At 40.7% G+C, this 18,803-nt stretch carries 19 protein-coding genes and 1 other annotated feature; of the genes, 18 read left to right on the top strand and 1 reads right to left on the bottom strand.

Translation table 11 applies throughout. The features are described 5' to 3' along the window. Window positions 1-54 precede the first annotated feature (54 nt). From budA to SMSK597_RS06225, 11 genes are all read left to right on the top strand, one after another. Window positions 55-786: an acetolactate decarboxylase gene (budA, locus tag SMSK597_RS06175; protein WP_000360314.1), complete on the top strand. Its 732-nt coding sequence runs from the start codon at window positions 55-57 to the stop codon at window positions 784-786. A 9-nt stretch (window positions 787-795) separates the two neighbouring features. Further along, window positions 796-1,548, top strand: a complete 753-nt coding sequence (locus SMSK597_RS06180; protein WP_000152236.1) for a YhfC family intramembrane metalloprotease — start codon at window positions 796-798, stop codon at window positions 1,546-1,548. A 112-nt stretch (window positions 1,549-1,660) separates the two neighbouring features. After that, window positions 1,661-2,566, top strand: a complete 906-nt coding sequence (gene murB, locus SMSK597_RS06185; protein WP_000116173.1) for a UDP-N-acetylmuramate dehydrogenase — start codon at window positions 1,661-1,663, stop codon at window positions 2,564-2,566. Between the two features lie 159 nt (window positions 2,567-2,725). Continuing rightward, the gene (locus tag SMSK597_RS06190; protein WP_000742897.1) at window positions 2,726-3,883 is read left to right on the top strand and encodes an ABC transporter ATP-binding protein; all 1,158 of its coding nucleotides are present in this window, start codon (window positions 2,726-2,728) and stop codon (window positions 3,881-3,883) included. Next, entirely contained in the window at window positions 3,864-4,670 is an 807-nt protein-coding gene (locus tag SMSK597_RS06195) for an ABC transporter permease (RefSeq protein WP_000753801.1), read from the top strand. The genes SMSK597_RS06190 and SMSK597_RS06195 overlap by 20 nt, the downstream gene beginning before the upstream one ends. Next, complete coding sequence (locus tag SMSK597_RS06200) at window positions 4,667-5,440, top strand: ABC transporter permease (protein ID WP_000712740.1); 774 nt, start codon at window positions 4,667-4,669, stop codon at window positions 5,438-5,440. The genes SMSK597_RS06195 and SMSK597_RS06200 overlap by 4 nt, the downstream gene beginning before the upstream one ends. After that, complete coding sequence (locus tag SMSK597_RS06205; protein WP_000737958.1) at window positions 5,437-6,507, top strand: ABC transporter substrate-binding protein; 1,071 nt, start codon at window positions 5,437-5,439, stop codon at window positions 6,505-6,507. The genes SMSK597_RS06200 and SMSK597_RS06205 overlap by 4 nt, the downstream gene beginning before the upstream one ends. 747 nt (window positions 6,508-7,254) lie before the next feature. Next, window positions 7,255-7,390 (top strand) — a sequence feature (ribosomal protein L10 leader region). 38 nt (window positions 7,391-7,428) lie between these two features. Continuing rightward, window positions 7,429-7,929 (top strand): 50S ribosomal protein L10, encoded by a 501-nt coding sequence (gene rplJ, locus SMSK597_RS06210; RefSeq protein ID WP_001287277.1) that lies wholly within the window; start codon window positions 7,429-7,431, stop codon window positions 7,927-7,929. Between the two features lie 72 nt (window positions 7,930-8,001). Then, window positions 8,002-8,370 carry a 50S ribosomal protein L7/L12 gene (rplL, locus tag SMSK597_RS06215; protein WP_001196965.1) on the top strand — a complete coding sequence of 123 codons (369 nt, stop codon included), beginning with the start codon at window positions 8,002-8,004 and terminating at the stop codon, window positions 8,368-8,370. Window positions 8,371-8,747: 377 nt separating this feature from the next. Continuing rightward, window positions 8,748-9,752 carry an NADP-dependent oxidoreductase gene (locus SMSK597_RS06220; protein ID WP_000259675.1) on the top strand — a complete coding sequence of 335 codons (1,005 nt, stop codon included), beginning with the start codon at window positions 8,748-8,750 and terminating at the stop codon, window positions 9,750-9,752. Window positions 9,753-9,768: 16 nt separating this feature from the next. Next, window positions 9,769-10,413, top strand: a complete 645-nt coding sequence (locus SMSK597_RS06225) for a TetR/AcrR family transcriptional regulator (protein WP_000444599.1) — start codon at window positions 9,769-9,771, stop codon at window positions 10,411-10,413. Window positions 10,414-10,506: 93 nt separating this feature from the next. Here the strand turns inward: SMSK597_RS06225 and gdhA are convergent, their stop codons facing one another. After that, entirely contained in the window at window positions 10,507-11,853 is a 1,347-nt protein-coding gene (gdhA, locus tag SMSK597_RS06230) for an NADP-specific glutamate dehydrogenase (RefSeq protein WP_000199526.1), read from the bottom strand. 226 nt (window positions 11,854-12,079) lie between these two features. On the opposite strand from gdhA, the gene SMSK597_RS06235 reads away from it, so the two are divergent. The 7 genes from SMSK597_RS06235 to SMSK597_RS06265 all read left to right on the top strand — a co-directional run bounded on the left by SMSK597_RS06235 (window position 12,080) and on the right by SMSK597_RS06265 (window position 18,679). Beyond that, window positions 12,080-13,015, top strand: a complete 936-nt coding sequence (locus tag SMSK597_RS06235; RefSeq protein WP_000255146.1) for a dihydroorotate oxidase — start codon at window positions 12,080-12,082, stop codon at window positions 13,013-13,015. 32 nt (window positions 13,016-13,047) lie between these two features. Next, entirely contained in the window at window positions 13,048-14,085 is a 1,038-nt protein-coding gene (holA, locus tag SMSK597_RS06240; RefSeq protein ID WP_000879659.1) for a DNA polymerase III subunit delta, read from the top strand. 171 nt (window positions 14,086-14,256) lie between these two features. Beyond that, a complete protein-coding gene (sodA, locus tag SMSK597_RS06245; protein ID WP_000974733.1) occupies window positions 14,257-14,862 on the top strand; it encodes a superoxide dismutase SodA in 606 nt (201 codons plus the stop codon). A gap of 155 nt (window positions 14,863-15,017) precedes the next feature. Next, complete coding sequence (locus tag SMSK597_RS06250; RefSeq protein WP_001224354.1) at window positions 15,018-15,548, top strand: YutD family protein; 531 nt, start codon at window positions 15,018-15,020, stop codon at window positions 15,546-15,548. A gap of 20 nt (window positions 15,549-15,568) precedes the next feature. Continuing rightward, window positions 15,569-16,654, top strand: coding sequence for a dual-specificity RNA methyltransferase RlmN (rlmN, locus tag SMSK597_RS06255; RefSeq protein ID WP_000804757.1), 1,086 nt, complete (start codon window positions 15,569-15,571; stop codon window positions 16,652-16,654). Continuing rightward, window positions 16,654-17,136: a VanZ family protein gene (locus tag SMSK597_RS06260; protein ID WP_000976570.1), complete on the top strand. Its 483-nt coding sequence runs from the start codon at window positions 16,654-16,656 to the stop codon at window positions 17,134-17,136. Before rlmN ends, SMSK597_RS06260 begins: the two co-directional genes overlap by 1 nt. Window position 17,137: 1 nt before the next feature. Continuing rightward, window positions 17,138-18,679 (top strand): ABC-F family ATP-binding cassette domain-containing protein, encoded by a 1,542-nt coding sequence (locus tag SMSK597_RS06265; protein WP_000025385.1) that lies wholly within the window; start codon window positions 17,138-17,140, stop codon window positions 18,677-18,679. Window positions 18,680-18,803: the final 124 nt, after the last annotated feature.

Raw genomic sequence — 18,803 nt, forward strand, 5'->3', positions numbered from 1 at the left:
TCGCTTCCTAGTTTGCTCTTTGATTTTCATTGAGTATAACAGACAAGAAAGTGAATGGATAAGAACGTGCAGGAACCAGTGAAATTATTTCAATACAATACCCTTGGAGCCTTGATGGCCGGCCTTTATGGTGGTACCATGACAGTGGGAGAATTGCTAGAGCATGGTGACCTTGGTTTGGGAACCTTGGATTCCATTGATGGAGAATTGATTGTCTTAGATGGCAAGGCCTATCAGGCCAAAGGCTCAGGAGAACAACCAGAAATTGTAGAAGTATCACCAGATGCCCTTATTCCTTACGCAGCAGTGGTACCGCATCAGGCAGAGGTCATTTTTCGCCAGCGCTTTGAGATGACAGACAAGGAATTGGAAGAGCGAATCGAGTCTTATTATGATGGGGAAAATCTTTTCCGCTCTATCAAGATTCGTGGGGAATTTTCGCATATGCATGTGCGCATGATTCCTAAGTCGACACCAGATACCAAGTTTGCTGAGGTCGCAACCCATCAACCGGAATATAGTCGTGACAATGTGGCAGGGACCATTGTTGGTTTCTGGACGCCAGAGATTTTCCATGGAGTCAGTGTGGCAGGCTACCATCTACACTTTATCTCAGATGACTTGACCTTCGGTGGACATGTCATGGACTTTGTCATCAAGGAAGGCATTATCGAGGTAGGAGCAGTGGACCAGTTGGACCAACGTTTCCCAGTACAAGACCGTCAATACTTGTTTGCTAAGTTCAATGTTGACGAGATGAAAAAAGATATTGAAAAGGCGGAATAGGAGAAGAAAATGACCATTCATATTATCATTACCATGTTGCTGTTGCTGGCTTTCTTGATAGGGAGCATTTGGTATGCTAAAAAGAAATACCAGATTAATCTAGCTGTCTTGGGCTTGGGGGCTGTTGCTTTCTTTGTCTCTTCACAGATTTTAGAAAAACTGGTGCATATCTTGGTTTTACATCCTCAAAAAGACGGTAGTATTGCCCTCTTGCAAGACCATCCGCTTGTCTATATCATCTATGGACTAGCCATGGCAGCATTTTTTGAGGAAACTGCTCGACTTGTTTTCTTCAAATGGTTGGAGAAAAAGAGAAGTTTGGAAAAGGCAGATGCCTTGGCCTATGGACTGGGACATGGTGGCTTGGAGTTGATTTTCCTAGGTCTTACTAGTTTGATTAATCTCTACATCGTTCTCTCAGCAGTTCAAACTCAGAATCCACAGGTCATGCAATTACTGTCTGAAAATATGTTGAAGACTATCCAGTCGCTATCAGTCTGGCAAATTTACTTGCTTGGTTTTGAGAGAATCTTGGCCCTAGGTTTCCAATTACTCTTGACTGTTTGGGTTTACCAAGCTGTTCGCCAGAAGAAATGGATTTATCTCCTAGCAGCCTATGGCCTACACGCCTTCTTTGACCTAGCACCATCTCTAGTCCAAGTTGGCTGGTTGACCAATCCAGTCTTGGTTGAAGTGGTCCTAGCAGTTGAGCTCATTCTGGTCGCCTATGGAACCAAGGCAATCTTTTGTAAAAAATCATAAGAAAAAGGGGGTAACCTCTTTTTTGTTTAAAATAAGTCCAAGATTTTTTTAGGGTCGTCAAATGGTCTTAAAAATGGTATAATGGAATGAATTTTGTAAAAGGAAGAGTAACATGTCTGTAAGAGAAAAAATGCTTGAAATCTTAGAAGGAATTGATATCCGTTTCAAGGAACCCTTGCATAGCTATAGTTATACAAAAGTAGGTGGAGAGGCCGATTATTTGGTCTTTCCACGAAATCGTTTTGAGTTGGCTCGTGTTGTTAAATTTGCCAATCAAGAAAATATCCCTTGGATGGTTCTTGGAAATGCTAGCAACATCATTGTTTGTGATGGTGGGATTCGTGGATTTGTCATCTTGTGTGACAAGCTCAATAATGTTTCCGTTGATGGCTATACCATCGAAGCTGAAGCTGGTGCTAACTTGATTGAAACAACTCGCATTGCCCTTCGTCATAGTTTGACTGGTTTTGAGTTTGCTTGTGGCATTCCAGGGAGCGTCGGTGGAGCTGTTTTCATGAATGCAGGTGCCTATGGTGGCGAGATTGCTCACATATTGCAGTCTTGTAAGGTCTTGACCAAGGATGGAGAAATCGAGACCCTGTCTGTCAAGGATTTGGCTTTTGGTTACCGCCATTCAGCCATTCAGGAGTCTGGTGCAGTTGTCTTGTCAGCTAAATTTGCCCTAGCCCCAGGAACCCATCAGGTTATCAAGCAAGAAATGGATCGCTTGACGCACCTGCGTGAACTCAAGCAACCTTTGGAATACCCATCTTGTGGCTCGGTCTTTAAGCGTCCAGTCGGGCATTTTGCAGGTCAGTTAATTTCAGAAGCTGGCTTGAAAGGCTATCGTATCGGTGGCGTAGAAGTGTCAGAAAAGCATGCAGGATTTATGATCAATGTTGCTGACGGAACGGCCAAAGACTACGAAGACTTGATTGAGTTTGTTATCGAAAAAGTCAAGGAACACTCTGGCGTTACTCTTGAGAGAGAAGTCCGTATTTTAGGTGAAAGCAAGTAGGAAGCTGTAGTTGAAAAGCTGCTGCTATGTCATGGAAAGGGGGTGAAAGCCTATCGTTAGTGCAGAAGAATGTAGGCAGTTTAATCTCCTACACGAGGTAGTAGTGGCCTGACAGAGCCCTGATCTGTTAATCTATGAAAAAGAAGGAATAAATGACAATTGAAAAAACCAATTATTGAATTCAAAAACGTCTCAAAAGTTTTTGAAGACAGCAACACCAAGGTTCTCAAAGACATCAACTTTGAGTTGGAAGAAGGGAAATTCTATACCCTTCTAGGCGCATCTGGTTCAGGGAAATCAACCATCCTAAACATTATTGCAGGTTTACTGGATGCGACGACAGGAGATATTTTACTAGACGGTGTCCGTATCAATGACATCCCAACCAACAAGCGAGACGTCCATACGGTCTTTCAATCCTATGCCTTGTTTCCACATATGAATGTGTTTGAAAATGTTGCCTTTCCACTCCGCTTGCGTAAAATTGACAAGAAAGAAATCGAGAAGCGCGTAGCGGAAGTTCTCAAGATGGTTCAGTTGGAAGGTTATGAAAGACGTTCCATCCGTAAACTCTCTGGAGGACAACGTCAGCGTGTGGCTATTGCCCGTGCCATCATCAACCAACCTCGTGTGGTTTTGTTGGACGAGCCTTTATCAGCGCTGGACTTGAAATTGCGAACAGACATGCAGTACGAACTGCGGGAACTGCAACAACGATTGGGGATTACTTTTGTCTTTGTCACTCACGATCAGGAAGAAGCCCTTGCCATGAGTGACTGGATTTTCGTTATGAATGATGGCGAGATTGTCCAGTCTGGAACACCTGTGGACATCTACGACGAGCCGATTAACCATTTTGTTGCGACCTTTATCGGTGAGTCAAATATCTTGCCAGGAACCATGATTGAGGACTACTTGGTTGAGTTTAACGGCAAACGCTTCGAAGCGGTCGATGGGGGGATGAAACCAAATGAACCTGTTGAGGTCGTTATTCGTCCAGAGGACTTGCGGATTACCCTTCCTGAAGAAGGCAAGCTCCAAGTTAAGGTGGATACTCAGCTCTTCCGTGGAGTTCACTATGAAATTATCGCCTATGACGAACTTGGAAATGAATGGATGATCCACTCAACCCGTAAGGCTATCGTGGGTGAGGAAATCGGTCTGGACTTTGAACCAGAAGACATCCACATCATGCGTCTCAACGAAACCGAGGAGGAGTTTGATGCTCGTATCGAAGAATACGTAGAAATCGAAGAGCAAGAAGCAGGTCTGATTAATGCAATCGAGGAGGAAAGAGATGAAGAAAACAAGCTCTAAACTCTTTGTAGTGCCCTACATGCTTTGGATTGCCCTCTTTGTATTAGCACCCTTGGTCTTGATTTTCGGTCAATCCTTTTTCAACATCGAAGGCCAGTTTAGTTTAGAAAACTATAAATCCTACTTTGCGTCACAAAACTTGACCTATCTCAAAATGAGTTTCAACTCAGTGCTTTATGCAGGAATTGTGACCTTTGTAACCCTCCTTATCAGCTATCCGACAGCCCTCTTTTTGACCCGCCTCAAGCACCGTCAACTCTGGCTCATGCTGATTATCCTGCCAACCTGGATCAATTTGCTCCTCAAGGCCTATGCCTTTATCGGGATTTTTGGTCAGAATGGCTCTATTAACCAATTCTTGGAATTTATCGGAATCGGTTCGCAGCAGTTGCTCTTTACCGATTTCTCCTTTATCTTTGTCGCAAGCTACATCGAGCTTCCCTTTATGATTTTGCCGATTTTCAATGTCTTGGACGATATGGATAACAACCTCATCAATGCCAGCTATGACCTCGGTGCGACTAAGTGGGAAACCTTCCGTCATGTCATCTTCCCTCTATCGATGAATGGAGTGAGAAGTGGGGTACAGTCTGTCTTTATCCCAAGCTTGAGTCTCTTCATGCTGACCCGTTTGATTGGTGGGAACCGGGTTATCACGCTGGGAACGGCCATTGAGCAGAACTTCCTGACCAATGACAACTACGGTATGGGTTCAACCATCGGTGTGATTCTCATTCTGACCATGTTCATCACCATGTGGGTGACTAAGGAAAGGAGAGAACGATGAAAAAATTTGCTAACCTTTATCTGGGACTGGTCTTTCTTGTCCTCTACCTGCCGATTTTTTACTTGATTGGCTATGCCTTTAATGCAGGCAACGACATGAATAGCTTTACAGGTTTTAGCTTGAGCCATTTTAAAACCATGTTTGGCGATGGTCGTCTCATGTTGATTGTGACTCAGACCTTTTTCTTGGCCTTTCTGTCAGCCTTGATTGCGACTATTATCGGGACTTTCGGTGCTATTTACATTTATCAGTCTCGTAAGAAATACCAAGAAGCCTTTCTTTCACTCAATAATATCCTTATGGTTGCGCCTGACGTTATGATTGGTGCCAGCTTCTTGATTCTCTTTACCCAACTCAAGTTCTCACTTGGATTTTTGACCGTTCTATCTAGTCACGTGGCCTTCTCGATTCCTATCGTGGTCTTGATGGTTTTGCCACGTCTTAAGGAAATGAACGGAGATATGATTCATGCGGCCTATGACTTGGGAGCTAGTCAATTTCAGATGTTTAAGGAAATCATGCTTCCTTACCTGACTCCGTCTATTATTGCAGGTTACTTCATGGCCTTCACCTATTCGCTAGATGATTTTGCCGTGACCTTCTTTGTAACGGGAAATGGCTTTTCAACCCTGTCAGTCGAGATTTACTCTCGTGCCCGCAAGGGGATTTCGCTAGAGATCAATGCCCTGTCTGCCCTCGTCTTTCTCTTTAGTATTATCCTAGTTGTTGGCTATTACTTTATCTCACGTGAGAAGGAGGAGCAAGCATGAAAAAACTCTATTCATTTTTAGCAGGAATCGTAGCGATTATTCTTGTCTTGTGGGGAATTGCAACCCATCTAGATAGTAAAATCAATAGTCGAGATAGTCAAAAACTGGTTATCTACAACTGGGGGGACTATATCGATCCAGAACTCTTGGAGCAATTCACAGAAGAAACAGGAATCCAAGTGCAGTACGAGACCTTTGACTCCAACGAAGCCATGTATACCAAGATTAAGCAGGGTGGAACGACCTACGATATTGCCATACCTAGTGAATACATGATTAACAAGATGAAGGACGAAGACCTCTTGGTACCGCTTGACTATTCAAAACTTGAAGGTCTTGAAAATATCGGACCAGAGTTCCTCAACCAGTCCTTTGACCCAGGTAATAAATTCTCTATCCCTTACTTCTGGGGAACCTTGGGAATTGTCTACAATGAAACCATGGTAGAGGAAGCGCCTGAACATTGGGACGACCTCTGGAAGCCAGAGTATAAGAACTCTATCATGCTCTTTGATGGGGCGCGTGAGGTGCTGGGTCTGGGGCTCAATTCCCTCGGTTACAGCCTCAACTCCAAGGATCCCCAGCAGTTGGAAGAGACAGTGGATAAGCTCTATAAACTGACTCCAAATATCAAGGCTATTGTGGCGGACGAGATGAAGGGCTACATGATTCAGAATAACGCTGCAATCGGCGTGACCTTCTCTGGTGAAGCCAGCCAAATGCTAGAAAAAAACGAAAATCTACGCTATGTGGTACCGACAGAAGCCAGCAACCTTTGGTTTGACAATATGGTTATTCCCAAAACAGTCAAAAACCAAGATGCAGCCTATGCTTTTATCAATTTTATGTTGAAACCCGAAAATGCTCTCAAAAATGCGGAGTATGTTGGCTATTCAACACCAAACCTACCAGCTAAGGAATTGCTCCCAGAGGAGAAAAAAGAAGACAAGGCCTTCTATCCAGATGCTGAAACCATGAAACACCTAGAAGTTTATGAGAAATTTGACCATAAATGGACAGGAAAATATAGCGACCTCTTCCTACAGTTTAAAATGTATCGGAAGTAGGACTTAGCAGTCACGAAACGAATCAGTCAAGCTGGTTCGTTTTTCTATAGAGGGCAATTTTTTACTCCAGGAGTTTTTTCTTAGACTCACTAAAGTTACTTAAAATTATTTTAATACTCTTCGAAAATCTCTTCAAACCACGTCAGCTTCGCCTTGCCGTACTCAAGTACAGCCTGCGGCTAGCTTCCTAGTTTGCTCTTTGATTTTCATTGAGTATAAGATATTTTAAATTAGTTTTTAGTTTTTTTATTGTCTTTAATAATTATTTATTGTAAAATATAGTAGATTGAAATAAGATGTGAACAAAGTGATTGAGAAAGTCAATTTTTTCTAGAAATATTTTAGCAACTGTAATGTGCTATTCTAGATTCAATATGCTATATTAATATCATAGACAGAGCGAGGTAGTAAATTGGTTGAAAACATTTTATATTAAAATATAGGATGAAGCTTGCTTTTTGTTAGTAGAGCTATTTAAAAATTTTTTGTCTTACCTATAGAAAAATTTTAGGTGTGTAGACCATAAATGGTGAGACATATGAAAAAATCCAATAAAAGAAAAAAAGTAAATAAAGTTGATAATTACGTTTCGTAACTTATCAAAGTAACTTCCATCTCTCTCCCAAAACTGGAAGCTAGTCTCAGACGACGAATTATGCTAGAATTAAGTCTGAGACTGAGACTTTTCGAATTTAAAAAAAGTTTGAAAAAATCTTGCATTCTTTTTTAAACTATGCTATACTTATATACGGTTTGAAAAAACTGCCTAAGACAGTAGGGGAGCTCGACTCATAAGGATCCTACCGAGGACAAAACGTATCATGTAAAAAGAAGCGTATTGTACTTTCGTGTCTAGGTTTGGGCGCGTTTTTCTTTTGAAAAATTTCCCCAAGCAAAATAATAACGGAGGTGAACACACTAATGAGTGAAGCAATTATTGCTAAAAAAGCGGAACTAGTTGACGTAGTAGCTGAAAAAATGAAAGCTGCTGCATCTATCGTCGTTGTAGACGCCCGTGGTTTGACAGTTGAGCAAGATACAGTTCTTCGTCGTGAGCTTCGTGGAAGCGAAGTTGAGTATAAAGTGATTAAAAACTCAATCTTGCGTCGTGCAGCTGAAAAAGCTGGTCTTGAAGATCTTGCATCTGTATTTGTTGGACCATCTGCAGTAGCATTTTCTAACGAAGATGTTATCGCACCAGCGAAAATCTTGAACGACTTTTCTAAAAACGCTGAAGCACTTGAAATCAAAGGTGGTGCAATCGAAGGCGCTGTCGCATCTAAAGAAGAGATTCTTGCACTTGCAACTCTTCCAAACCGCGAAGGACTTCTTTCTATGCTCCTTTCTGTACTTCAAGCGCCAGTGCGCAACGTTGCTCTTGCAGTCAAAGCGGTTGCAGACAACAAAGAAGACGCAGCTTAATCTTAAGCTACGCAGCGTAGCCTAGCTACGAAAATCTATTATAAATTTAAAACATATTTGGAGGAAATAACAATGGCATTGAACATTGAAAACATTATTGCTGAAATTAAAGAAGCTTCAATCCTTGAATTGAACGACCTTGTAAAAGCTATCGAAGAAGAATTTGGTGTAACTGCAGCTGCTCCTGTAGCTGTTGCTGCAGCTGGTGCTGCTGACGCTGGTGCTGCTAAAGATTCATTCGACGTTGAATTGACATCTGCAGGCGACAAAAAAGTTGGCGTTATCAAAGTTGTACGTGAAATCACTGGTCTTGGTCTTAAAGAAGCTAAAGAACTTGTTGACGGTGCACCAGCACTTGTTAAAGAAGGCGTTGCAACTGCAGAAGCTGAAGAAATCAAAGCTAAATTGGAAGAAGCTGGAGCTTCAGTTACTCTTAAATAATAGAGCGACTACATTAGTAGCTTAAAAACATGATTAAACCGCTATTCTTAGGACTAGCGGTTTTTATGTGCCAGGGGCAAAAAAGGGAAAGGAATCTTTAAAAGTGAGGAGAGTTAGATTGAAAGAATCATATTGGTAAATCGAAATGATGGATATTTGTATCATGTCATAAATCGTTATCAAACGATAATATAGTAAATTGAAACAAGATGTGAACAAATCGGTTAGGAAAGTCAAATTAATTTCTAGAAATATTTTAACAGCCATATCGTACTATTCTAGATTCAATCTGCTATATTGATTTTCTTACAAATTAAGAGTATAATTTATGGAAATGAGTATTCACTCAATTTTTGTGAAATTAAGGAGTAAAGAAAATGGTTGTTGAAGCAATAGAGTACAGTCGTTTCGGTAACGAAGAGGTCTTGGATTTGCTAAAGATCGACTCTACAGCCTTGGATGTAAATCAGGTGAGAGTAGAAGTTCATGCTGTTGGTTTAAATCCTATTGATTATAAAACTTTTGAGGGAGCGAAACCCCTTCGATTTCTATCTTTTATAACGAAATTAAGGAAACCAAGTCGTTGGTTTGAATCTAAATCATTTTTATTTCCAAGAGGTGTGGGGAGAGATTTTTCTGGAGTTATTACAGACGTTGGAAATGAAGTAACTAGGTTTTCAGTAGGAGATAAGGTGTTTGGAACAATGATTAGCGATCCTAGTTTGGGAACTAAGAGGGGAGCTTTAGCAACAGAAATTTGTGTCAATGAATCAGAAATTGTATTGAAACCAGAGATGATCGACATGACTCACGCAGCTACTATGGGAGTAGCTGCTCTAACTGTGGGTGGAGCTTTTAGAAGAATCGGTTTAAATTCAAGAGATACTGTTGTTATTTCAGCTGCAGCAGGAGGTATTGGAAGTATTGCAGTACAGTATGCAGTTGCTAAGGGGGCGACAGTGATTGGAATAGCAAGTAAGAAAAATGCAGAGTATCTGAAGTCTTTAGGTGCCATACCAGTAAGTTACGAAGAGAATATCAAGAAGGCTCTTCTATCAGCTAGTCCAACGCCTATTACAAAATTTTTGGATTGTTATGGATCTGATTATGTTAGATTGGCTTTTAGTTTAGGCTTGAAGGGGACAGCTATTGGGACATTAGTACCTTCTCCCTATGTTATGATAAAAGGTGCTCAGTTTACTGGTCCGAGACATTCCACATATGATGATTTTAGTACTTTAGCTGAAATGGTCTCAGACGGGAAGGTTCAGCTGAAAATTGATCAAGTGTATGACTTTTCTCTAAAGTCAGTTAGAGAAGCCTATCGTAGTCTGAAAATGGGACACAGTCGAGGCAAAAAAGTCGTAAAAGTAAGAGAGTAGAAGAGAGGTGCTAGCGATGGAAAGTTTAGAACAAAAGTATACTCAGACGTTAGAAGTTAGCAACTTGAGCTTGAAACAACGTCGAGTATTATTATCAAGCTTAAAATTATTCTCAGAAATTGGATTTGAGAATACAACGTCCAGCCTTATTGCCGAACGCGCTGGAGTGTCAGAAGGAACTGTTTTTAGTTACTTTAAAACAAAGGAAGGTATTTTAGAAGCCATTTTATCTACTTTTCTAGAACAGGTTATTCCAGAAGTAATTGCGGATTTCTCAGAAAAAAAATTCACAGTAGATCAAGAAACTTTTCCTTCCTTTTTAAAAAGTATTGTTCGAGATAGGCTCTTTTTCATTCAGGAGAATCAAATGCATGTTAAAATTCTCTTGGGGCGTTCTTTTATTGATAAAAATCTTTCTATCCAGTTAGGAAATATTATTATTCAATCTATAATAGAACCAATTAGCCCTGTTTTGAATCAATTTAAAGAAAAAGGACTTATTCTAAATTGGTCAAATGAAAGAATTGTTCGATACATTTTAGCATTGAGTTTTTCTTATCTTATTCCCATGATGTTGAATGATGAAGGAACTATAAACATAGATGAAGCAGTTGATGAGATTGTTGAATGTTTGTCATCTGCCCTAATGAAAGTAAAATAAATTCTGATGTTAAAACTCACTGTTAATGGTGAGTTTTTTGAACTCAATATAAAAATCCCCAATCGGAGCGATTGAGGATTAAGCAAATGAATCTTAAACAATACCTTGTGCAATCATAGCGTTTGCTACATTTTCAAAGGCAGCAATGTTAGCTCCTGCAAGGTAGTCTTTATCAAGACCGTATGTTTCTGAAGTTGTTTTAGCAGTGTTGAAGATGTTTGTCATGATGTCTTTGAGACGTCCATCAACTTCTTCACGAGTCCATGAGAGGCGAAGGCTATTTTGGCTCATTTCAAGAGCTGAAACGGCTACACCACCAGCGTTGGCAGCTTTTGCAGGTCCGTAGAAGATACCATTTTCTTTGTAGACTTTGATGGCATCAAGGTCGCTTGGCATGTTGGCACCTTCAGATACACAGATCACGCCTTGAGCAACCAAACGTTTAGCTGCTTCACCGTTGATTTCGTTTTGAGTCGCACATGGAAGAGCGATGTCATAGTTTCCAGCGTAAGTCCATACAGAACCTTCATGATAAGTAGCAGTTGCTTTCTCAGCTGCATACTCAGTCAAACGAGCGCGACGTTTTTCTTTAACGTCAACCAAAAGATCGAAGTCGATACCATTTTCATCGATGACATAACCATTTGAATCAGATACAGAGATAACAGTTGCACCAAGTTCAGTTGCTTTTTGAAGAGCATATTGAGCAACGTTACCAGAACCTGAAATAACGACTTTCTTATCAGCAAAGCTATTACCGTTAGCTTTAAGCATTTCTTCAGTGTAGTAAACTAAACCGTAACCAGTTGCTTCTGGACGAATCAAGCTACCACCAAATCCAAGAGGTTTACCAGTCAAGACACCAGCATCAAATTGGTTAAGGCGTTTGTATTGACCGTAAAGGTAACCAATCTCACGTCCACCAACACCGATATCACCAGCAGGTACGTCAAGTGATGGTCCGATGTGTTTTTGCAATTCAGTCATGAAGCTTTGGCAGAAGCGCATCACTTCAGCATCTGTTTTACCTTTAGGATCGAAGTCTGATCCACCTTTACCTCCACCGATAGGAAGCCCAGTCAAGACATTTTTGAAGATTTGTTCAAATCCGAGGAATTTCAAAATCCCTTGGTTTACAGTTGGGTGGAAACGAAGTCCGCCTTTGTATGGTCCAACAGCTGAGTTGAATTGAACACGGTAACCACGGTTTACTTGAATGTTTCCATCACGGTCAACCCAAGGAACACGGAAAGAAATCGCGCGTTCTGGCTCAGTGATACGTGCCAAGATATTTTCTTCGATATACTCAGGGTGTTTTTCAAATACAGGTTCTAAAGTGTTGAAAAATTCTTCAACAGCTTGGAGGAATTCAGCCTCGTGCCCGTTACGAGCTTTTACAGTTTCAAACACGCTTTGGATATATTCTTTAGCAGATGTCATATTGTTCTCCTTAAATTCTAATTTAATTATGTGTGTCATTATAGCAGAATTTTTTTTAACTGTAAAGAGAAAAACAAAAATTTTCTAAAAATTCTATCAATTTAGTTTTGAGACTTTTTGAAAATAGATAAAAACGAACCTTTTTCTTGTAAATATCTTTCTCAAAGAGAAAATCTGAAAATATGGTATAATATTAGCAATAAAAGGAATCTGGAGGATCAGAATCATGGTATCAACAAAATCACAAATTGCTGGCTTTGAGTTTGACAATTGTTTGATGAATGCAGCAGGTGTGGCTTGTATGACGATAGAGGAGTTAGAAGGGGTTAAAAACTCAGTGGCAGGAACCTTTGTCACAAAGACAGCGACTTTGGACTTTCGTCAGGGAAATCCTGAGCCACGTTATCAAGATGTTCCACTTGGTTCCATCAACTCTATGGGCTTGCCGAATAATGGCTTAGACTATTATTTGGATTATCTTTTGGATTTGCAAGAAAAAGAGCCAAACCGAACTTTCTTCTTATCTCTAGTTGGCATGTCTCCAGAGGAAACCCATACTATCTTGAAAAAAGTCCAAGAGAGTGATTTTCGTGGTCTGACTGAGCTAAACCTCTCCTGTCCAAATGTTCCAGGAAAACCTCAGATTGCCTATGATTTTGAGACAACAGACCGGATTTTGGCAGAGGTATTTGCCTACTTCACCAAACCTCTTGGAATTAAATTGCCACCATATTTTGATATTGTTCACTTTGACCAAGCGGCAGCTATTTTCAATAAGTATCCTCTTAAGTTTGTCAACTGCGTCAACTCTATCGGAAACGGCCTTTATATAGAAGACGAGTCTGTCGTTATCCGTCCTAAAAATGGTTTCGGTGGGATTGGAGGAGAGTACATCAAACCGACTGCTCTAGCTAATGTTCACGCTTTCTACCAACGCTTAAACCCTCAAATCCAAATCATAGGAACAGGTGGCGTGTTGACTGGTCGTGATGCCTTTGAACATATCCTCTGTGGAGCAAGTATGGTGCAGGTGGGAACCACCCTTCACAAAGAAGGCGTCGGTGCTTTTGAACGTATTACCAATGAACTGAAAGGAATCATGGCGGAAAAAGGGTACGAAAGCCTAGAAGATTTCCGTGGGAAATTGCGCTATATCGATTAAATTCATTAAAAAATCAGAAGAAAGGAGAGAAGATGCTAGCTATTGAAGAAAGCCAGAAGTTGACTTTATCAAATTTACCGAGCCTGAGCCTTTTTACAGGGACAAATCAGGGCCAGTTTGAAGTGATGAAGAGTCAAGTGTTGAGACAGATTGGCTATGATTCTGCTGATCTCAACTTTGCCTACTTTGATATGAAAGAAGTGGTCTACAAGGATGTGGAACTGGAGTTGGTCAGCCTTCCTTTCTTTGCGGATGAGAAAATCGTGATATTAGACCATTTTGTCGACATGACAACATCCAAGAAGCGCTTTTTGACAGATGATGAGCTCAAGTCGTTTGAAGAATACCTTGATAACCCTTCGCCAACAACCAAGTTGTTGATCTTTGCTGAAGGAAAGCTGGATAGCAAAAGACGGTTAGTCAAATTACTTAAGCGTGATGCCAAGGTCTTCGATGCAGTAGAAGCCAAAGAACAAGAATTGCGCCAGTATTTCCAAAAGTGGAGTCAGAAACAAGGTCTGCAGTTTGCCAATCATTCTTTTGAAAATCTTCTCGTCAAATCTGGTTTTCAATTTAGCGAAATCCAGAAAAATCTCCTCTTTTTACAGTCATATAAGGAAGGCTCTATTATCGAGGAAGAGGATATTGTCAATGCTATTCCTAAGACCTTGCAGGACAATATTTTTGATTTAACTCAGTTTATTCTGACTAAAAAGATGGACCAGGCGCGAGATTTGGTTAGAGACTTGACCTTGCAAGGTGAAGATGAAATTAAACTGATTGCAGTCATGCTAGGACAATTTCGGACTTTTACTCAGGTGAAGATTTTGGCGGAATCTGGGCAAACAGAATCGCAGATTGCAAGTAGTTTAGGTAGCTTTCTCGGACGCAATCCCAATCCCTATCAAATCAAGTTTGCGCTGAGGGATTCACGAGGACTTTCCTTGAGCTTTTTGAAGCAAACTATTTCCTATTTGATTGAGACAGACTATCAGATTAAGACAGGTCTTTATGAAAAGAGTTTCCTTTTTGAAAAGGCACTCTTACAGATTGCTAGTCAGATAAATTGATATTTTTTGGAACTACAACCCGTGTCAAGATTATCTTGTCGTGGGTTTCTTACTGATTTGCTTTTTTATTAGAAAATATCTCAGTGATTTCATTATCTTTAAGCAAAAAACTTGAAAAAAGTGAATGTTTACGTTATCATTTTCATATAGAAAGAAAAAGAGGTATTACAGATGGCTATTATCTTACCAGATCTTCCATATGCATACGACGCATTGGAACCATACATCGATGCGGAAACAATGCATTTGCACCATGACAAACACCATCAAACTTATGTCAACAATGCCAATGCAGCTCTTGAAAAACACCCTGAAATCGGTGAAGACCTTGAAGCCTTGCTTGCTGATGTAGAATCTATCCCAGCTGATATCCGTCAAGCGCTTATTAACAATGGTGGCGGACACTTGAACCACGCTCTTTTCTGGGAATTGATGACTCCTGAGAAAACAGCTCCTTCAGCAGAACTGGCAGCAGCAATCGATGCAACATTTGGTTCATTTGAAGAATTCCAAGCAGCCTTCACTGCAGCAGCAACAACTCGTTTCGGTTCTGGCTGGGCATGGTTGGTTGTCAACAAAGAAGGGAAGCTTGAAGTGACTTCAACAGCAAACCAAGACACACCAATCTCAGAAGGTAAAAAACCAATCTTGGGCTTGGACGTTTGGGAACATGCTTACTACGTGAAATACCGCAACGTGCGTCCTGACTACATCAAAGCTTTCTTCTCAGTGATCAACTGGAACAAAGTAGATGAATTGTACGCAGCTGCTAAATAATGATAGTTGGAGGGAAGAATTGTTCTTCTCTTTTTAAGGTTGTATTATTTTGGTCTGACAAAATCGTCAGACTTTTTTCATTTTTATGAGAAACGTGCTAACTGCTAGAAATTATGGTAGAATAAAGTATTAAGTAATCGTGAAAAAGGATATCTATGCGAAAAGAAATTGCACCTGAATTATACAACTATAACAAGTTTCCTGGTCCTGAGTTTCATTTACACGGGGACAAGGTTGAAACGGAAGGGATAGCTTTTTCCTTGGTGGAAAATATCAAGGATGCCTTTAATGTGACGGCTTTTAATCAGCGTTTTTCAGAAGTCTTAACCAAGTTTGATTATATCGTGGGGGACTGGAGTAATGAACAGCTTCGCCTACGAGGTTTTTACAAGGATGACCGAACAGAAGAAAAACTTGAAAAAATCAGTCGTTTACAAGACTACCTTTTAGAGTATTGTAGTTATGGTTGTGCCTATTTTGTCCTAGAAAATGAAGCCCCTAAGCGAGCATCATTTGACAAGAAAATGCGTAAGAAGGAAGAAGAAACACCTTCTAAAAAAGGAAAGAAACCGACTCAAACCAAACGAAAACCAAATGCAGATAAGAAAAATAGACGTCGTCAGAAAGACCAGCATTCTCAGAAAAAGGACAAGGGACAACGTCATTTTGTCATTCGTCAGAAGTGAGTAGAGAATAAGGAGAAGAAATGAAACCGTCAATTTATAGTTTAACACGTCAAACCATGCAGGAATGGGTTTTGGAGCAGGGAGAAAAGAAATTCCATGCAGATCAAATTTGGGAATGGCTTTACCGTAAACGTGTCCAGTCATTTGAAGAGATGACCAACCTATCAAAAGATTTGATTGCTAAGCTTAATGATCAGTTTGTGGTCAATCCCTTGAAACAGCGTATCGTGCAAGAGTCTGCTGATGGGACAGTTAAATATCTTTTTGAATTGCCAGATGGAATGCTGATTGAGACTGTACTTATGCGTCAACACTATGGTTTGTCAGTCTGTGTGACCACTCAGGTCGGCTGTAATATCGGTTGTACCTTCTGTGCCTCTGGTTTGATTAAGAAACAACGTGACCTCAATAACGGTGAAATCGTAGCGCAAATCATGCTGGTTCAGAAATACTTTGATGAGCGTGGTCAGGACGAACGCGTCAGTCATATCGTTGTCATGGGAATTGGTGAACCCTTTGATAACTACAACAATGTCTTGAATTTTGTTCGTACTATCAATGATGATAAAGGAATGGCCATCGGTGCTCGTCACATTACGGTTTCAACCTCAGGTTTGGCCCATAAAATTCGTGACTTTGCTAATGAAGGAGTTCAAGTCAATCTTGCCGTTTCTCTTCACGCACCTAACAATGAGTTGCGCTCAAGTATTATGAAGATTAACCGTGCCTTTCCGATTGAAAAACTCTTTGCTGCTATTGAGTATTATATCGAAACAACAAACCGTCGTGTAACTTTTGAATATATCATGCTCAATGAAGTTAATGATGGTGTAGAACAAGCCTTGGAATTGGCTGAATTGCTCAAGAATATCAAGAAATTGTCTTATGTAAACTTGATTCCTTATAACCCAGTTAGTGAGCATGACCAATATAGCCGTAGTCCCAAAGAGCGCGTCCTGACCTTTTATGATACGCTTAAGAAAAAAGGGGTTAACTGTGTGGTTCGTCAAGAGCACGGAACAGATATTGATGCAGCTTGTGGACAATTGCGTTCCAATACAATGAAACGTGACCGCCAGAAAGCAGTTGCAGCAGTCAATCCTTAATGATGAAGAAGAGTTATATTCATGTTTTGGTCTGGGGAGTCATTTTCTATAGTATTTGTATTGTCTATTTTTGTTTTACTCCTCAAGAACAATCTCCCGTGGGGGTGGAAACTCCAGGTATTCAGCATCTTGGACGCCTGGTTTTTCTTTTGACTCCTTTCAATTCTTTCTGGAAACTGGGTGAAGTGAGTGATATGGGACAATTATGTTGGATTTTTCTACAAAATATCCTTAATGTTTTCTTGCTTTTTCCTCTGATTTTCCAACTCCTTTATCTCTTTCCAAACTTGCAGAAAACAAGAAAGGTTCTTCTTTTTAGCTTTTTAGTGAGTCTTGGAATCGAGTGTACGCAGTTAGTCTTGGACTTTTTCTTTGATTTCAATCGCGTCTTTGAGATTGATGATTTGTGGACCAATACCTTGGGAGGCTATTTGGCTTGGCTCCTCTATAAACAATTACATAAAAACAAGATAAGGAATTAAAATGAGTATTTTAGAAGTTAAAAATCTGAGTCACGGTTTTGGTGACCGTGCAATTTTTGAAGATGTGTCCTTCCGTCTTCTCAAAGGAGAACATATCGGTCTGGTCGGTGCTAATGGTGAAGGGAAATCGACCTTTATGAGCATTGTAACTGGTAAAATGCTGCCAGATGAAGGGAAGGTTGAATGGTCCAAATATGTGACTGCTGGTTACTTGGATCAGCACTCTGTTCTTGCTGAAGGGCAGTCGGTACGTGATGTTCTCCGTACAGCCTTTGATGAGCTTTTCAAAGCGGAAGTCCGTATCAATGACCTTTATATGGAAATGGCTGAAGACGGAGCGGATGTTGATGCTCTCATGGAAGAAGTTGGCGAACTTCAAGACCGTCTGGAAAGTCGTGATTTCTATACCTTGGATGCTAAGATTGACGAAGTAGCGCGTGCCCTTGGTGTCATGGACTTTGGCATGGATACAGATGTAACCTCTTTGTCAGGTGGACAAAGAACCAAGGTGCTTTTGGCTAAACTCCTCCTTGAAAAGCCTGATATCTTGCTGTTGGACGAGCCGACCAACTACTTGGATGCTGAGCATATTGATTGGCTCAAGCGCTATCTCCAAAACTATGAGAATGCCTTTGTCCTTATTTCACACGATATTCCATTCCTCAATGATGTTATCAATATCGTCTATCATGTGGAAAATCAACAGCTGACGCGTTACTCTGGTGACTACTACCAGTTCCAAGAAGTCTATGCCATGAAGAGATCTCAGCTGGAGGCTGCTTACGAACGTCAGCAAAAAGAAATTGCGGACCTCAAGGACTTCGTCGCTCGAAACAAAGCGCGTGTTGCAACACGAAACATGGCCATGTCCCGTCAGAAGAAATTGGATAAGATGGATATTATCGAACTGCAAAGTGAGAAACCAAAACCATCCTTTGATTTCAAACCAGCTCGTACACCTGGGCGCTTTATCTTCCAAGCCAAGGATTTGCAAATTGGTTATGACCGTCCACTTACAAAGCCCTTAAACCTAACCTTTGAACGCAATCAAAAGGTTGCTATTATCGGGGCAAATGGTATTGGAAAAACAACTCTCTTGAAGTCTCTCTTGGGCATTATCCCGCCAATTGCTGGGGAAGTTGAACGTGGTGACTACCTAGAACTCGGTTACTTTGAACAAGAAGTAGAAGGCGGTAATCGCCAAACTCCTCTTGAAGCTGTCTGGAATGCCTTTCCTGCACTTAACCAAGCAGAAGTTCGTGCAGCCCTTGCTCGTTGTGGTTTGACAACCAAGCATATTGAAAGCCAAATTCAGGTCTTGTCAGGTGGGGAACAAGCCAAGGTGCGTTTCTGTCTCTTGATGAATCGTGAAAACAACGTTTTAGTGCTGGACGAGCCGACCAACCACTTGGATGTGGATGCCAAGGATGAACTCAAACGTGCTCTCAAAGAATACAAGGGATCGATTCTTATGGTCTGTCACGAACCAGACTTCTATGAAGGCTGGATGGACCAAATATGGGATTTTAATAATTTAACTTAAGAATGAGAGTAAAAGAAATACAGTACCGAATGTGGATACTGTATTTTTGGGTTTTTAAGATTTAATACTCTTCGAAAATCAAATTCAAACCTCGTCAACGTCGCCTTGCCGTATATATGTTACT

The sequence above is a fragment of the Streptococcus mitis SK597 genome, assembly GCF_000148545.1.
Classification (GTDB): Bacteria; Bacillota; Bacilli; order Lactobacillales; family Streptococcaceae; genus Streptococcus; species Streptococcus mitis_C.

Bases quoted from the DNA above. Each gene is read 5' to 3' on its own strand.
- SMSK597_RS06220 (WP_000259675.1), top strand. From the start codon at position 8,748: ATGGTTGTTGAAGCAATAGAGTACAGTCGTTTCGGTAACGAAGAGGTC.
- SMSK597_RS06260 (WP_000976570.1), top strand. From the start codon at position 16,654: ATGATGAAGAAGAGTTATATTCATGTTTTGGTCTGGGGAGTCATTTTC.
- sodA (WP_000974733.1), top strand. From the start codon at position 14,257: ATGGCTATTATCTTACCAGATCTTCCATATGCATACGACGCATTGGAA.
- SMSK597_RS06250 (WP_001224354.1), top strand. From the start codon at position 15,018: ATGCGAAAAGAAATTGCACCTGAATTATACAACTATAACAAGTTTCCT.
- murB (WP_000116173.1), top strand. From the start codon at position 1,661: ATGTCTGTAAGAGAAAAAATGCTTGAAATCTTAGAAGGAATTGATATC.
- SMSK597_RS06265 (WP_000025385.1), top strand. From the start codon at position 17,138: ATGAGTATTTTAGAAGTTAAAAATCTGAGTCACGGTTTTGGTGACCGT.
- rplL (WP_001196965.1), top strand. From the start codon at position 8,002: ATGGCATTGAACATTGAAAACATTATTGCTGAAATTAAAGAAGCTTCA.
- gdhA (WP_000199526.1), bottom strand. From the start codon at position 11,853: ATGACATCTGCTAAAGAATATATCCAAAGCGTGTTTGAAACTGTAAAA.
- budA (WP_000360314.1), top strand. From the start codon at position 55: ATGGATAAGAACGTGCAGGAACCAGTGAAATTATTTCAATACAATACC.
- SMSK597_RS06195 (WP_000753801.1), top strand. From the start codon at position 3,864: ATGAAGAAAACAAGCTCTAAACTCTTTGTAGTGCCCTACATGCTTTGG.
- SMSK597_RS06225 (WP_000444599.1), top strand. From the start codon at position 9,769: ATGGAAAGTTTAGAACAAAAGTATACTCAGACGTTAGAAGTTAGCAAC.
- SMSK597_RS06205 (WP_000737958.1), top strand. From the start codon at position 5,437: ATGAAAAAACTCTATTCATTTTTAGCAGGAATCGTAGCGATTATTCTT.
- SMSK597_RS06180 (WP_000152236.1), top strand. From the start codon at position 796: ATGACCATTCATATTATCATTACCATGTTGCTGTTGCTGGCTTTCTTG.
- holA (WP_000879659.1), top strand. From the start codon at position 13,048: ATGCTAGCTATTGAAGAAAGCCAGAAGTTGACTTTATCAAATTTACCG.
- SMSK597_RS06235 (WP_000255146.1), top strand. From the start codon at position 12,080: ATGGTATCAACAAAATCACAAATTGCTGGCTTTGAGTTTGACAATTGT.
- rplJ (WP_001287277.1), top strand. From the start codon at position 7,429: ATGAGTGAAGCAATTATTGCTAAAAAAGCGGAACTAGTTGACGTAGTA.
- rlmN (WP_000804757.1), top strand. From the start codon at position 15,569: ATGAAACCGTCAATTTATAGTTTAACACGTCAAACCATGCAGGAATGG.
- SMSK597_RS06200 (WP_000712740.1), top strand. From the start codon at position 4,667: ATGAAAAAATTTGCTAACCTTTATCTGGGACTGGTCTTTCTTGTCCTC.